The organism is Undibacterium umbellatum (genome assembly GCF_014284125.1).
Taxonomy (GTDB): domain Bacteria; phylum Pseudomonadota; class Gammaproteobacteria; order Burkholderiales; family Burkholderiaceae_D; genus Undibacterium; species Undibacterium umbellatum.
In genome coordinates this window covers 155,095-170,038 of the sequence record NZ_JACOFX010000009.1, presented here as the reverse complement: position 1 = coordinate 170,038, position 14,944 = coordinate 155,095, and the positions used below count along the sequence as shown (strand labels likewise).

The window sequence follows — 14,944 nt, the reverse complement described above, 5'->3', positions numbered from 1 at the left end:
CCTGTTTAATTTGCCGCTGGTGATCAAATCTCTGTCGCAGCGATACGGAATAAAACAAGCGCAACCAGTACAACCAGCATAGACCAGTAATTGGCTATACCGACACAATATTTTCATGCGTAATTTACCTCAATTCTTTGTTGAAAATCAGTTAAACGCAGATGCTGAGGAGCGCGATGTCAAACGCGCCTATGCTCGCAAACTGAAGCAAATAGACCAGGAAAATGACCTCCAGGGTTTCCAGGATTTGCGTGATGCCTATGAAGAGGCGCTTACCTGGTTGAAATACCGGGAGCAGTTTCAGTGGCAGTTGCCGCCAAAGGTGATGCCGCAGGAGGAGCATGAGGATGGTATTGCAATCGCAGGCACTGAAACTGAAGCGCCGGTGACAGATGAGATTTCGCTACAGAATGAAGTTAGTCAAGATGACCTTGATGCTGCCCTGCCTTTGCAAACTCAGGCGACCGCTTCTGCAGCGACGCAGCAAGAGCCAGAAAACGTTCAAACAGCAGACGTTGCTATCAATTCGGCGCAGGTTGCCAAGGAAATCTTCAATGAAATGCTGGCAGCAATGCGCCTGCATAGTGACGACGGTGACGATGATTTTGCCGGGAAAAATCTGACAGCATTGCTCGATGACACGCGTCTTTTTCATATGGAAACACGTTTGCTCTTTGAAGGCATGCTGGCAGAATACCTGCTGCAAGGCTGGCAGCCAGGGAATGGTGAATTGTTTGATGTAGCTGTGCAAAATTTTGGCTGGGAAAAGGACCGTTTGCGTCTGCTTCAGCTGGGCAGGCCTGGTCGCGTCATTGATCGCGCTCTGAGTGACGCCGCTGAGTTTTATCGCAAAGATAAAAAAGCACGCGAAAAACTTTGGGTTGTGATCAAAAAAATCAGAAAAGAAAAATCTCCTGGCCAGCGCTATCTGAAAGCGAATCTGGGCTTGCTGCGGCACATGCAGGATACTTATCTGTCCTGGTTGCTATTGGTCACAAGCAAGGAGAATCTTGCGCAGTGGTCAGCAGATGCAGAAGAAATCCAATCCAGCAATCCCATTGGTGATCAGCGGGTAATGCCACACAAAGAAGATAACAATGCCCATCCTGCCTATTGGATAGTCATTGCCTTTGTTGTGCTGGTGGGTATGTTTTCCAACAAGGACAGGTCAACACCAAGCTATGATCCCGGAAAATTCACCTCTGCAGACGGGACTTCGTTTGTTCTGGAGAGACCTGATCGCAGTTTGACACCGCAACAGAGAGTCATTAAGGCAGAGAGATTGCTGTCCATGAACTGGAATCAAAAGGCAAATTTCAAACAGGCAGTCCGTACTCTCGAAAGTGCGGCGGGGGACGATAGCAGTGAGGCCGCCTACCGCCTGGGCTGGCTGTTCCGTGACGGTAAATTCGCACCCGCAGACGAGCAAAGGCAATATGCCTGGTTCCTGAGGGCGGCTGAACTCGGTCATACCCAAGCCAGCATTATTGTTGGTGATCTCTTGATGGACGGCTTGGGCGGCAAGCCCAACTACAAAGAAGCTTTTCAACATTACAAGAAGGCAGCGGACCAGGGGGATGCACAGGGCCAGTTCAAGCTGGCCTATATGATAGACCGTGGCTATGGAATCAAGCCGGACAAAGCAGTTGCTGCGCGTCTCGTCAACGCTTCGGCCGACAAAGGTTTTGCTCACTCCGAGTCGCTGATGGGACAGTTTCACCTGCGCGGAGAATATGGATTCCCACGGGATGAAGTTAAATCAGCCAACTGGTTTTCATTAAGCGCCAAGCACGGCGACCGTGTGGGAGAACGCTATTTTGGCCTGGTCCATGAACAGGGTTTGGGGACTTATAAAATCAATCTGGCTGAAGCTGCGAAGTGGTATGGCAAGGCACGTGACCATGGCGACAAGGATGCAGTGAAAAGTTTGCAGCGCCTTTGCAAGAAGCAGGAATTTTCAGAATGCAAGCCAACGCCCGCAAGCGTCAGTACGATTTCTGTCGTGACTAAGGCAAAGTGACTATCCATGAGTAAGTTGCCAGATTTCTTTGTTCAATATGATTTGCCAGCAGATGCGGATGAGCGCGCCATCAAGCGCGTCTATGCGCGCCAACTGAAACTGATAGACCAGGAAACCGATCTTGAAGGTTTTCAGGCATTGCGTGACACATTTGAAGAAGCAATTGCCTGGTTGCAGTATCGTCAGCAAACCGGGATGCCAGAAACAAGTGCAGAATCAGACGAAGGAGCACATCGAGATAGCAGCATGGAAGCGCCGCAAAACACAGGCGCGTATGCAACACATTCGCAGCATCACACTTTATCCGCTTCTGCCAAAACGCCAGAACTGGCCGATCCGGAAACCACTGCTGAAGATATCATCGTCGCCATGATCAATGACATGCGTGGGCATTACAGTATTCCGTCCTACGCTGGTGAATGCTTCTTGCAGACGATGGAGGATACACGTCTGATCCATATGGAAACCGGCCTGATCTTTGAGAGAATGCTGGCGCACTACTTGTTGCAAGGCTGGCAGCCGGGCAATGGCGAGTTACTTGATGTTGTCGCTGACTATTATGGATGGAAGAAAGATGTCAGGCGCTTGCATAATTGGGGCGAAGGTGGATACGTCTTGAGCCGGGCGCTCACAGAGCAGGCAGAATTCAATAAGAAGAGCGAGGCAATTCGCGAAGGGCAGTGGGCTTTACTATTGAAAGCAAGGTATGAAAATGAACCTGCACAGTATTACCTATCGGTACATTTTCCCATGATGCTACGCATGCTGGAAATGTATCCGACCTGGGTGCTCATGGTGTCAAGCAGGAATAATATTGAGGCATGGCATGCAAGATATGCGGACATGCAACAAGGGGAGGCTGTTGAACCAGCACAGGCCATCCAAACTGCTATAGCCGATCAGGAGAACACGAGCTACAAGACCAGGTTTTTGGTCGGCATACTGATCTGTTTTGCCCTCTTTATTTGGATGGCTGGATTGATGGATAGGGGGCCTGAAACATCGAGAGTTTACACTCCTGTCCCATTGCACGAGCAAACTACCTATCTCAATAATAGTTACTTGAGTATAGTTGAGCGCAAACAGCAAGACTTACTGTTAAGCGGTAAAGAGCTCAAGGAAATAGGCGACCAATATTTTAGCGGACATGGGGGCAAAGTTCGCAATGTGATTGAAGCCGTATATTTTTGGGAAATGGCATCTGAAAAAGGCAATGTTGAGGCAACATATCAGCTGGCCTGGATTTACGACTTGGGCAATGGCGTTGCCAAGGACATGAAACAAGCCCACCAATGGTATGAAAAAGCTGCAAAGCAGGGCGAGCGCAGGTCGCAAGTGATGATGGGAAATTTTTACCTGAGTACGGTCAATCAGGATGTGAACAAAGCAGTATATTTTTATGAGCTGGCAGCTGCGCAAGGCGACATGATTGCCAAGCGCGCATTGGCCGCAATTTATGATGAGGGCATGGCAGGCCAGGCTGTGGATCTCGACAAGGCCAGTATATGGTATGCCCAGGCCGCCATGCATGACGATTTGCAATCAAAAGCAAGATTGAAGTCAATTTGCAGGAAAAAGAAATACTCAGGCTGTACAGGCTAATTGTGTTGCCGATTTATGCTCACGGTCACTTTTTCTGCAACTTAACCAGGCCCACCGCCATTGCCGCGCAAATCAGCAAGCCACCAGCCAGCCTGATCACGTTCTCAGGATTGCCGCCCAGCCAGGCCTGGTAATACAGCGGCAGAGTGAAGATTTGTATGATCATGGGGATGACGATGAACATATTGAAGATGCCCATGTAGACCCCTGTGCGCTCTGCCGGTATGCTGCCTGCCAGCATGATATAGGGGGTGCCCATGATACTGGCCCAGGCCAGGCCCACGCCCAGCATAGGAATGAATAACAGGGCTGGTGTATGTATGGCCGGTATGCTTATCATACACAAGCCCGCCAGAGTCAGGCAGCTAGCATGGCTGATCTTGGGGCCAAAACGGCGGGTAAATGGCACCAGCGCAAAGGCGGCAATGAAGGCGATGAAATTGTAGAAAGCGCCTATCTGCCCATTCAATAATCCCGCTTCGCGGAAACCGGCAGAACTGGGGTCACTGGTGCCAAATATGCTGCGTCCCAGCGACAGCATGATGTACTGCCAGTAGCAAAACATGGCATACCACTGGAACAGTTTAACCAGTGCCAGTTGGCGCATGGTCGGCGGCATTTCTTTTATTGCGAGACCTATTTCAGCCAGGGTGGCACGCCAGCCTGTTGCTTGTTGCCTGATCTGTGCCAACTGTTCAGCCGTCAAAGGGATTTCGGGTGTTGTCTTCAAAGTCCACAAGATCGAGGCGATGGAAAATACTGCGCCTATGATGAAAGCCGCAATGACAATATAGGGGATGTGATGGCTGTTCACGCTATTGCTGTTCATGCCCGCTACTACCAGGATCGATGGCGTCAGATAGGCGAGAGTTTGTCCCAGGCCAGTAAAGGCGCTTTGTGTGAGGAACCCGACAGAATGCTGGTTGGCATCGAGCTTGTCGCTGACAAAGGCACGGTATGGCTCCATCGTCACGTTATTGGCAGCATCAAGTATCCACAATAAACCAGCCGCCATCCACAGTGTGGAACTGAAGGGCATGATCAATAAACCCAGGCTGCACAGGACGGCACCAATCAGGAAGTATGGCGTGCGCCGCCCCCAGCGGCTGATGGTGCGGTCACTCATGGCACCAATCAGCGGTTGTACCAGCAAACCTGTCACCGGCCCGGCCAGCCACAGATAAGGCAGGCTGGTTTCGTCAGCGCCCAGATAGGCGTAGATGGGGCTCATGCTGCTTTGCTGCAAACCAAAACTGAACTGTATGCCAAAAAAACCAAAGTTCATGTTGATAATTTGCCAGAATGACAGACGGGGCTTGCCTGTCAGTGACTGTGCGCTGCTTGCGGCTGGATTCATGGCTTCGCTCCGCTGCTTTCAATGGCTGGCAGGGTTTCAGCATCCCAGCGTTGTTGCCATTGGTCATAAAAGCCAGCATCGCTGGCTACTGCACCCCGTACGCCGCAGATTGCTGCTGCGAATTGATGGGCACGTTGCAGGCTGATGTGTAATGGCCAGCCGCGCTGCATGCCAAGTAAAAAGATGGCGGAGAAGGCATCGCCACCTCCGACGGTATCCACGACTTCAACTTTGATAGGCTCCGATGCACTACTGAGTAAGGCCCCAGCCTCATCCAGATAAGCATAACCGCGTTCACCCAGCGTGGTGATTATGGCTTGCAACTTGAATAGCTTGATCAATGCTGTTGCATGTGCCTGAATATCTGCATCATCCAGTGCGGCTTCGCTTTCTGCCTTTGGCTTGTCCAGGTAAATTTCTGCCAGTATCTGCAATTCTTCTTCATTGACCTTGAGTATGTCGGCAAACTGTAATGATTGCTCTATCGTCGTCAGGCTGTATTGCATGGCGCGCAAATTGAGATCCAGGTATTTGAGCGCCTGTGTTTGTTTCAGCAGGCTATACAAGGCGTCACGTGATACAGGATTTCTTTGTGCCAGTGTGCCAAAGTAAAAGATGCCCTGGCCATGTACAGGGCTGGTTTGTTGCATGACAGCGATAGCAAGCTGGCTATCAATATAGTCATATGCCTGATCAGGCAAGATGTCGAACTTATGCCTGGCCTTGTCTGTAATATCGTCCTGAGTCACCTTGACCCGTCCGGTGGGGTAGTGCCGGTCAGTCTGCAAGCCAACAGCCGACAGCTTGAAACGCTGCATGTCAGCACGTATCAATTCTGCAGTGGCATCATTGCCCACGCGTGAAATCATCAGGGGAGCACAATCAAAATAACCCAGGCTGCGTGCCGCATTAAAAGGCGCACCACCAACGACAGGCTGATCAGGGAAGTCATCGATCAGGGTTTCGCCAAAGATGATGATGGGTTTGCTTTGCAATGACATGGGTTTTTTCCAGTAACGAGCTTGAATTACGAATGGCGAGTATTTGTGCAATATCCAGTTTTTCTCCTTCCTCTTGAAGGGGAGGGAGCTAGTGCTTAAACTATATTTCCATATTTTCTTACCAGCCACAATTGCGAATATGCTTGCAATGTTACGGTGACATCAACATCAAGTTTGCTCAACTGATCTACCCAGCCTTGCCCAGAAATATCATAGTCCACCAGCAGTTCCGCGATATTCAGGCTGATGCTATTCTCCGAGAAATTCCCCAAAAATAGCAATGCTTCATCCGGGTTGCCACGTATAAAAGCCAGCACGGCAGAATCTTTTGCATTGAGCAAATGCCTTGCTGCCTGCGCTGCCAGTTGTGGCAATTGCCGGCGTTGCTGCAACATATAAACAAGCGCATTGAATACAGCACCTGCATCATGCGAACGGGAATGACGTTGCCCATATAATTCTTCATCCCAGACTGGCCTGTGCAGCCACCGGCTATCTGCTGCCTGTGCTGGCACTTGCTGGTAAGCCTCGTCATTCGTCTGTGCCAGTTCATCGCCCATATAAATCAGCGGCATGCCACCGAAACAAAAACTTAATCCATACAAGAGTAGCAGACGTTGCCTGGCCAGATGTTTTTCTGCTGTTGTTTGTGCGCTGGAAAAGCCAGTCAGTGCCGCCGCCATACCGACTGTGCCGTGCACTGCCGCCGGATCATTTGCCTGGAAGCTGGCACCCCGCGCATAACTGCCATCGCCAGCATAAAAGCGGGATACCCTGGCCAGCCTTTGCTGCACGTCTTCTGCTTCCATGCTGGCTTCTGGTCGCAGCACATTCCAGCCTATATCATCATGGCAGCGTACATAAGTCAGCCAGCTACTTTGCTCTGGCAGCATTGGCGTGCCCGCAAATACGTGACGCAACAGGCGGGTGTCTTGTTCTGTCAGGGCCACCCAGGAGGCTGCCATCAGGCTGCTGTGATAGGCGAGGTGACATTCCTGTTTTAAATTTATCTCATCCTTGCTGCCAAGATAGGCTGGCAGTTCTGCCGTTTCAACGATGGCTTCTGCCTTCAGTAAAACACCAGGGGCAGCAATTTCTACCAGACTGCGCAAGGCTTGCAGGATCTGGTGGGCTTCAGGCTGGTTCATGCATTTTGTGCCTGTCCGCTTCCACAAAAAAGCGGTTGAATCCAGCCGGAACGCTTCTACGCCACGGTTCGCAAGGCGCAGCAGTGCTGCTGCCATGTCGGCAAAGACATTCGGATTGCTGTAATTCAGATCCCATTGATAAGGGTAGAAGGTAGTCCACACCCATTCTTGCAGTTCAGGCACAAAGCTGAAATTGCCAGGAGCAACTTGCGGGAAGATCTGACCAAGATGCTTTTCAAAGTTGTCTGGAATTGTGCAATCAGGGTAGTGATAAAAATAATCGCGATAACGTGGATCACCTAGTTTTGCAGCGATGGCCCAGGGGTGATCGTCCGCCACATGGTTGAGGATAAAATCAGAACACAGGCTAATACCTGCAGCACGCAGGGCGGTACTGAGTTCTTCCAGGTCTGCCATGTTGCCGAGACGCGGTTCTATCGCATCAAAATCGGCTACGGCAAAGCCACCGTCATTTTCGCCAGCGCGGGCTTTTAAAAAAGGCAACAGGTGCAGGTAAGTCACACCCAGTTCTTGCAGGTGAGGGATACGTTGTTGTACACCGCGCAGGTCACCTGCAAAGCGGTCTACATAACAGCAGTAGCCGAGCATGTTTTCTTTGGCGAACCAGCTCTTGTCTGTGCTTCTGGCGGTGTCGAGTTCCTGTAATGGCTGGGGGCGTACAGCGATAATTTCGCCTGTGACTTGCAAGAGTTCTGCCAGCCATGTGGCAAATGCTTGCTCGTTGCTGAATTGATCGCCGTACAACGCCTGCAGTGTTTGGTATAAATCGGGAAGGTGCTTTGTCAGCCTGGCATTAATGCTTGCTTGCATGCCCGGCGCGATGTTGGCGAGCAAGGTGTGGGTGAATGGTGCTGTGTTCGATGCGACAGACATGGTGCAGGCAGTGCCTTAGAAAAAACGGGTCAGTAAAAATGGCTCCCCCACATGTTGGGGGTGTAGGGGAGCCTAAAGTGCTACCAGGGACTGGTTCCTACTCGTGGCCTTGCCTAAGCTACTGCGCGGCGCGATTTTGGGCCTGTTGTTTTTGCAAGCTCGTCGTCGTACTTAAGTACGACTGTGCTTCTTAGTTCAAACTAGCGTCGCTCGCTACGCTTATGCAAGGCCACTTTACATATAGCGAAGTTCTAGAAGCTATATTTCAATGACGCTTTAATACTGCGTCCATTGATGGATCTTGCTGCGTGTCCGTCGCCTTCTACTTCGGTGTAGCCTATGTTGTTCGTCAGGTTGTTGACGCTCAGTGAGACCTGCACTTTGTCGTTGATGTTGTAGTTGACGAAGGCGTTCAGGACATGGAAGGCGGGCAGGGTCAAGGTGTTGGCGTCGTCACCGTAAGATTTGCTGGTGCCTATCAGGCTGGCACCGAAGACGGCATCGCCCATGGTGTAAGTTGGAGCAATTTGATAGGTGTAGCTGGCCTGACGGCGTGGGGTCTTGCCGACCACAGACTTGTCGTTTGCTGCAGTGATGCTGGCATTGGTGTAGGTCAGGCCACCAGTGACGCGGAAGGCGTTGTAGCGATAGCTGGTTTCAATTTCCACACCCTTGGCATCATAGTTATTGGCGGTGAATTTCTGTGTGGTTGCTTCAAAATTCGATTCTTCTGTCTTGGCCTGGAACAGGGTCACAAAGCTGCTGAAGCTGCCTGCTTTCCACTTCACACCTGCCTCGGTCTGCTTGACGATATTGGTGCTGATCGGCGTGCTGCCATCGAGCGGGTTGCCAAACATGATGCGGTCGGCATTGAAGGCGATGCCTTCACTGACACGGGCAAAGACGGCGATATCTTTGTTGAGGCGATAATTCGCCCCGAAAGAGTAAGACGTATGGTTTACGCCATAGTTGATAAATTTGGTATTGGCAGCACGATAGCTTTGATTGACTGCCTGATTGAAGGTGCCGCTGGCATCTTGTTTATCATAGCGCAGGCTGCCATCCAGGTTCCAGTCGCCACTTTCCCAGCCAAGGTTGGCATACATGGCATTGGTCTTGTATTGTGCATCGATATTGCGATTGCAGCAGCCGCCCCAGGTATCCGTACCTTGTGCGACCAGCCCCGGCGTACCAGCGACCGTGCCGTTTGAATTCAGCAGAGCTGGCTTGTCACCGCTGGCTTGCATCAGGTATTGATTGAAGTTCCAGGTCACACCCAGGTTTTGCAAAGAAGAATACCAGCCCAGCGTGGTGGTGAATTTACCACCAGATGTCTCAAATGCCTTGGACAGTTTCATGTCATTGACGGTACTGCCCAGGTCATCAATTGAGGTATTGAACACAGTTGCTGTGAATGCCGCACCTGTATATGCCTTGCCTGCGTTGGGGCCGGTGGCGTAAGTCATGTTCGTTGCTGCCGCCCCGGTCACGCCTGCATCAGCCGGGAAGATGGAAATAAAGCGACCAGTGTTATTCGACTTGCGGAATTTTTCATCCAGAGTCCAGCCGCCACCCAGCTTCAGGGATGCTTCTGCACCAAAGGCATTGTTGACGACATGCAGGCCGTCATTCACATTGGTCGCTATCTTGTTATTGTTTTTATCCAGGACTATGTCGCGTGTCCAGTAGGGGGAATAAAAACTGGCGGTGCGCGGGTCTATACCTGGCAATTCAGAAATATTGCCATTTACGGTTTTGACTGGCACTGGCATATTCATCGGTGTTTTGTCATCCAGATGCTTGAAGCTCAGTCGCAGGTAGCCATTGTCCAGTTCATGCGTGATATTGGCGCGCAGTTGGCCGCCTTCTTCAGCTGTCATGCCAGCTGGGCGGGAACTGTCGCCGCTACGATAATAGCCTGCGATGAAAGCGTGTGTCTTGGCAGAGAGTGCAGCGCCATAATCAAAATCAATGCGGGTTTGACTAAAGTCCACACCCTTGGTGATGCCTATGCTGCCGCCTTTTTCCTTGCCTGTCTTGCTGATGAAGTTGATGATGCCACCGGGTGAATTGGTGGCCATTGTCGATGCCGTACCACCGCGTACTACTTCAAGATGCGAAAGGCTGCCGTCGGCGCGCAAATACATGTCTGGTGTGACAAAGGCTATGTCACCAAATTGCAGTAGTGGCAAACCGTCTTCCTGGAATTGCACATAGCGCGCACCACCGGCAGAAACAGGCACGCCACGCACAGTCAGGTTGGCATTGCCTTCACCACCGGATGATTCTGCCCGTACGCCTGGAATAGAGCGCAAAATTTCTGCAGCGTTGGTCGGGGCTGATTGGGAAATCTGGTCAGCATCAATGGTACTGATGGATACACTGGCCTTCATCTTGGAGGTACCTGTGGGGGTGCCCGTCACGATGACTGAATTCAAGTTCAGGGAATTCTTATCCTTGTCCGATACTGCAGTATTGTCTTGCGCCCATGCACCATTCATGTGCAGTAAGGCCAGGGAAATGACGCTGGCCATGCGCGTCATTTTGATGTGTGATGATTTCATTGCTGTCTCCGCTGTCATCATTTTATAAAGCTGCACAGAACAAGTCTGCGCACGCATGTCTAGTACCTTGTTGCCTTAGCTCAGGCACCATGCTCATAGCGGTGATGCTGTGCCAGTCACAAAAGACCTCCAACAATTTTCGCCGCGCTCTTTGGACGTTCAGGCTGGTTCAATTCGAAATCAGCCGTCGTACTCTATGGCGCTTTTTTGCGATCCCTGGTTTGCCAAGGCAAACGCTGTTGAAGATCTTTTGTAGTGCAGGTGAAGAGAATTATCGGGTAAAAAGAATTTAATTGCAATCGATTGCAAAGATGCAGTGCAATAAAATGGTGCAACATTTCTCCCTGGTAAATTTCATAATGTGCAGTTAAGGGCTGGAGATGGGGTAGGGCAAAGGATTGCGTACTATGAGGTCTTGCCAGATATCTGTCGCCCTTATTTCAAATAAGGCAGGGTGAAAATACTTATCGATCTATGTGCTTTGTGGACAACAGGTGAATTGGGAAAAGCTGTATATGTTGCGATGCACAATGAAATTCATGGGAAATTCTTGAGGATTTCTGTGCGAACACTTCGACTTCTATAATTTGTTGCAATCGTTTGCAATGCGGGTCCATTTGCTAAATGGACGATGTATGCCGTATTCCGCGGTATGTTTCAAAGCACCACGGAATAGCGGAACCTCAAAAGAAAATTTTGAAGACAAGAAACTTGGTCAGTGAAGGAGCTATCCGGCACCAGTTGCACTACCCGACGGAAACACTACTTGCCCTGACCATCAATTCGGTAGGCAACAACTGTGCTTTGCTATTGCCATCTTCTATCAGGGTCAACAGGGCATCAACCAACGCCAGGCCTGCCTGCGCCATTGGCTGGCGTACCGTAGTCAGTGGCGGGTGGAAGTAGCGTGCCAGTTCTATGTCGTCATAACCAACTACGGCGACATCATCCGGTACGCGGTAATTATTTTCGCGCAGGCTGTTGATGCTGGTCATGGCCAGCAAATCGCTACAGGCAAACAGGGCATCGAAGCTGGTTTTGCGGCTGCACAATTCAGCCACCGCCAGCTTGCCACCTTCTTCTATGAATGAAGCGGGCACCACCAGTTTCTCGTCAAGGGTAATACTGTGCTGCGCCAGTGCCTTGCAATAACCCTCATAGCGTTGCGCTACTTCAGGCAGTTGCGTATCCCCAAAAAAGGCGATGCGCTTGCGCCCGCTTTGAAGCAGGTGCTCTGTGGCTTTTTGTCCGCCAGTGACATTGTCACTACCCACGGTCACATACAATTGCTGCGGTAATTGCGCACCCCAGACCACGATGGGCACATGGCGCGCCGCCAACTGGTTCAACTGATCATGATGACGCCACTGGCCTATCAGGATCACGCCCAGCACCCGGCCGGTATCAAAAATCTGCGCTGCATTATCGAGATGTTCTGCATCGATACGTGACAACAGCATGTCAAAACCACGGTCAGTCAATGCATCGGCAAGGCTACCTAATATTCCCAGAAAGAAAGGGTCGGACAAATGCTGGCGGGTTTCAGAGTCAAAAGGCACGACCACGGCAATCGTGCGCGTTTGCTTCAGGCGCAGATTGCGGGCATCCATATTGATGGAATATTTGAGCGAGCGCGCCAGCTCAGCAATGCGCTGACGAGTCTCGTCATTAACAAGGGTACTGCCACTCAGGGCACGCGACACCGTCGAGGTGGAGACCCCAGCCAGCCGTGCAATATCCGCCATTTGTAAACGGCGCTGTTCTTTGCTGGCGGACTTGTGTACGTCAATTGTGGTGTCCGTCTTGGCTTTCATCTGTTTTTTCTTGGCTTGAATGTGGTACGGCTGAAGTATTTTACATTCATTATAAAACCGAAATCAGCCAGAGCGGAAACTATGCGGTCAAGCAGCTGTTAACGTTCAGCCCTGATCCCCTGTTGCTCACGCCATTCCTTCAACAGCGCCTGGCGCGCCCGTGGATAGGTTTGCTCAGCCACCTGCAAGTGCTGTATGCGGTCAGTGCGAAAATGCCGGAAGTCATTGCGCAATTCACACCAGGCCACGATGACGCGCAGGCTATCAAAGAAAGCCAGTGCGCAGGGCCAGATGGTGCGCTGGCTGGCCTGGCCGGTTTCATCCTGATAGTCGAGCACGAGTTTGTGCTGCTTGCGTATGGCCAGGCGTATCTGGCGTAGCTGTTCATCATTGCCTGCGTTCTTGCTGCTGGGGCCGATCAGGAGGCCGCTGGTTTCCAGCTCCTGTCTGGATTCTGATGGCAAGACCGAGGCGATTTTTGCCAATGCATCACGGGCGGCGAGTGCCAGTTTATGGTCAGCCTGCTGTGCTACCCATTTTGACCCAAGGGCAATCGCAGCAATTTCTTCTTCGCTAAACATCAGCGGTGGCAATGTGAAGCCGGGTTGCAAGACATAGCCTATGCCTGCTTCACCAGCGATTTTTGCGCCCTGGCTTTGCAATGTGGCGATATCGCGGTACAGGCTGCGCAGGCTGATACCCAGTTCTTGTGACAAGGTCGCACCACTGACGGGATAGCGGTGGCGGCGCAGGATTTGCATCAGTTGCAACAGGCGCTCAGTGCGTGACATGCGGATAGTCTGTCGTTGTTCGGGGCATGGTGATTAATCGGTCAGCAGTAATTTGCACAATTTTACCCTGTCGCACCTTGGTATTGTGCCTTGTGGAGTTTGCGCTACATGGCAGCAACCTCGTCAGCATAGTCTTACATCACTTTCATCCTGGTCCGATGTTGTTCCACGAGGCTGGCGACTACTATACAGATCATGGAAGCAAGATAACGTGCTGAAGTTGCGAAGTAAGTAAAAACCAGTCATGGGGATTTGACAATGCCACATGCCACCTGGAGTGCAAAGAGAGCGCCAGTTCAAACATATCAAGGATGGGTTGATTAAAAGTGGCCGTGAGCCAGACTTGGCTACAGAAATTGCTGCACGTACCGTTAACAAAGAGAGAGCGCAGCACGGTGAAAGCAAGGAGGCGAGCAAAACCTCTTTGCAGGATATGCCTGCAGGTAGGCGTGGCGGACTTCATTCGCATAGCGGACCAATGGGACGCACTTATGCACAGTTGTACCAGGAAGCTCGCAAGAAAAATGTCAAGGGCCGCTCAAGCATGAACAAGGCTGAACTGGAACTGGCAGTGGATTACGGCAAGCGTAACAAGTAGAACTCATTTCATAAATAGGATGAGTGCGAACAAGACGATTTGGGATGCAGTGCAAGACGTGACGCGCAGCTAAGGCGTCCGCCTTTGCAAGCGGCACAACGCTGCAATGCGCCCAAATCGTCAGTTCCCGAAGGGTTTGCCTCATAACGCGTGCTGGACTGTGTTGGACTCGTTGTCAATAGGCAAAGCTATTGACTGCCTCGTCCGCCTTGCCAGCCCACGTTATGAGGCAAACGCATCTCACCCTATTTATGAAATGAGTTCTAGTAAAGCAAGAGTTTAAAAAAACAAGACAAAAACACATATGACATTTTTTGCATAGGCAAGATCATGATCATCATCGCCATCAATAAAGCGCCTGCGCACCAATGGCTCATGGTTGCATTACGGACCGCGAAGGCAGCGGCAGAAGCGAATGAAGTTGAATGGGAATACGCCCATATCCGGATAGAGTTGCCACAAGGGCGTTCGTATTCCAAGTTGCCAGGACATATGAGTCTGGTCGAAAATTAATCGGGTTTGCCAGAAGGAGAAGATCATGCGTACACCACAAGTCATCTTGTATGGGGTATTGGCGTTGGTCTTGCTGACTTCAGTTTTCATGAAGAGATGATCATGAGCGCCCACGATTTAGCTCTGTTCATTTTCAGCCTCTTTATGTGTGCACAATATGCTTGTGCGCAGGATGTTAAAGCTCCTGCCAGTATGGAGAATGCGGTGCAACAGACAAGTCTATTCAGGACACTACCGGCCGATGCGCGCCTGGCGGACGACAAGACAGCACTGGTTCGTGCAGCAAACCCGGCTGATTTGAATGGCCCGCCAGTGCCATCTGTTTCTGATGCGCAGTTGACAGGCAGGGCAGGCATTACCCAGTCAGCAAATGGACAAGACTTGTATACTCGTGTTACGAAAGAGTATTACAGTCAATCGACTACTCTCGCTGCCAAGAAGGAGAACCCAGACACCTTGTCCCGTTTTGGTCTGCGTTATTCTCCCACAGGTAATGACCGCATCTGGCTGGAATACCGTTTTAGCGAAAAAGGCGCAATACGCTTGCGCGGCGCTGCTCATCGAGGCGTGAGAGTGATGGCAGTTTTTGAGTATTGAATAGCATTGAAGTGACGGCTCCTGCCCGGATTTATCAATCAATTA

The 14,944-nt window shown here is 51.0% G+C and carries 10 protein-coding genes and 1 pseudogene; 5 read left to right on the top strand and 6 right to left on the bottom strand.

The genetic code is table 11. The annotated features are described in order from the left end of the window. Positions 1–115 precede the first annotated feature (115 nt). Together H8L47_RS17370 and H8L47_RS17365 are read left to right on the top strand one after the other, a co-directional pair. A complete protein-coding gene (locus tag H8L47_RS17370) occupies positions 116–2,020 on the top strand; it encodes a tetratricopeptide repeat protein (RefSeq protein ID WP_186954852.1) in 1,905 nt (634 codons plus the stop codon). Between the two features lie 6 nt (positions 2,021–2,026). Further along, the gene (locus tag H8L47_RS17365) at positions 2,027–3,622 is read left to right on the top strand and encodes a tetratricopeptide repeat protein (protein WP_186954851.1); all 1,596 of its coding nucleotides are present in this window, start codon (positions 2,027–2,029) and stop codon (positions 3,620–3,622) included. 25 nt (positions 3,623–3,647) lie between these two features. On the opposite strand, the gene H8L47_RS17360 is transcribed toward H8L47_RS17365, so the two are convergent. The 6 genes from H8L47_RS17360 to H8L47_RS17335 form a co-directional block, all read right to left on the bottom strand. Further along, the gene (locus H8L47_RS17360; protein ID WP_186954850.1) at positions 3,648–4,979 is read right to left on the bottom strand and encodes an MFS transporter; all 1,332 of its coding nucleotides are present in this window, start codon (positions 4,977–4,979) and stop codon (positions 3,648–3,650) included. Continuing rightward, on the bottom strand, positions 4,976–5,980 hold the full coding sequence (locus H8L47_RS17355) for a PfkB family carbohydrate kinase (RefSeq protein ID WP_186954849.1): 1,005 nt from the start codon (positions 5,978–5,980) through the stop codon (positions 4,976–4,978). Before H8L47_RS17355 ends, H8L47_RS17360 begins: the two co-directional genes overlap by 4 nt. A 95-nt stretch (positions 5,981–6,075) precedes the next feature. Further along, on the bottom strand, positions 6,076–8,022 hold the full coding sequence (locus H8L47_RS17350; RefSeq protein ID WP_230413798.1) for an amylosucrase: 1,947 nt from the start codon (positions 8,020–8,022) through the stop codon (positions 6,076–6,078). 251 nt (positions 8,023–8,273) lie between these two features. Further along, positions 8,274–10,586, bottom strand: a complete 2,313-nt coding sequence (locus H8L47_RS17345; protein ID WP_186954848.1) for a TonB-dependent receptor — start codon at positions 10,584–10,586, stop codon at positions 8,274–8,276. Between the two features lie 746 nt (positions 10,587–11,332). Then, positions 11,333–12,400 carry a LacI family DNA-binding transcriptional regulator gene (locus H8L47_RS17340; RefSeq protein ID WP_230413797.1) on the bottom strand — a complete coding sequence of 356 codons (1,068 nt, stop codon included), beginning with the start codon at positions 12,398–12,400 and terminating at the stop codon, positions 11,333–11,335. Positions 12,401–12,498: 98 nt separating this feature from the next. Further along, positions 12,499–13,191 (bottom strand): helix-turn-helix transcriptional regulator, encoded by a 693-nt coding sequence (locus tag H8L47_RS17335; RefSeq protein WP_186954847.1) that lies wholly within the window; start codon positions 13,189–13,191, stop codon positions 12,499–12,501. 258 nt (positions 13,192–13,449) lie between these two features. Between H8L47_RS17335 and H8L47_RS17330 the strand changes: the two are divergent. The 3 genes and pseudogenes from H8L47_RS17330 to H8L47_RS17320 all read left to right on the top strand — a co-directional run bounded on the left by H8L47_RS17330 (position 13,450) and on the right by H8L47_RS17320 (position 14,899). Further along, positions 13,450–13,789 (top strand): annotated as a pseudogene (locus H8L47_RS17330) (plasmid stabilization protein). Positions 13,790–14,119: 330 nt separating this feature from the next. After that, positions 14,120–14,302 (top strand): hypothetical protein, encoded by a 183-nt coding sequence (locus tag H8L47_RS17325; RefSeq protein ID WP_186954845.1) that lies wholly within the window; start codon positions 14,120–14,122, stop codon positions 14,300–14,302. A gap of 204 nt (positions 14,303–14,506) precedes the next feature. Continuing rightward, on the top strand, positions 14,507–14,899 hold the full coding sequence (locus H8L47_RS17320) for a hypothetical protein (RefSeq protein WP_186954844.1): 393 nt from the start codon (positions 14,507–14,509) through the stop codon (positions 14,897–14,899). Positions 14,900–14,944 lie beyond the last annotated feature (45 nt).

Coding starts and splice junctions, on each gene's coding strand:
- H8L47_RS17370 (WP_186954852.1), top strand. CDS start 116: ATGCGTAATTTACCTCAATTCTTTGTTGAAAATCAGTTAAACGCAGAT.
- H8L47_RS17365 (WP_186954851.1), top strand. CDS start 2,027: ATGAGTAAGTTGCCAGATTTCTTTGTTCAATATGATTTGCCAGCAGAT.
- H8L47_RS17360 (WP_186954850.1), bottom strand. CDS start 4,979: ATGAATCCAGCCGCAAGCAGCGCACAGTCACTGACAGGCAAGCCCCGT.
- H8L47_RS17355 (WP_186954849.1), bottom strand. CDS start 5,980: ATGTCATTGCAAAGCAAACCCATCATCATCTTTGGCGAAACCCTGATC.
- H8L47_RS17350 (WP_230413798.1), bottom strand. CDS start 8,022: ATGTCTGTCGCATCGAACACAGCACCATTCACCCACACCTTGCTCGCC.
- H8L47_RS17345 (WP_186954848.1), bottom strand. CDS start 10,586: ATGAAATCATCACACATCAAAATGACGCGCATGGCCAGCGTCATTTCC.
- H8L47_RS17340 (WP_230413797.1), bottom strand. CDS start 12,400: ATGAAAGCCAAGACGGACACCACAATTGACGTACACAAGTCCGCCAGC.
- H8L47_RS17335 (WP_186954847.1), bottom strand. CDS start 13,191: ATGTCACGCACTGAGCGCCTGTTGCAACTGATGCAAATCCTGCGCCGC.
- H8L47_RS17325 (WP_186954845.1), top strand. CDS start 14,120: ATGATCATCATCGCCATCAATAAAGCGCCTGCGCACCAATGGCTCATG.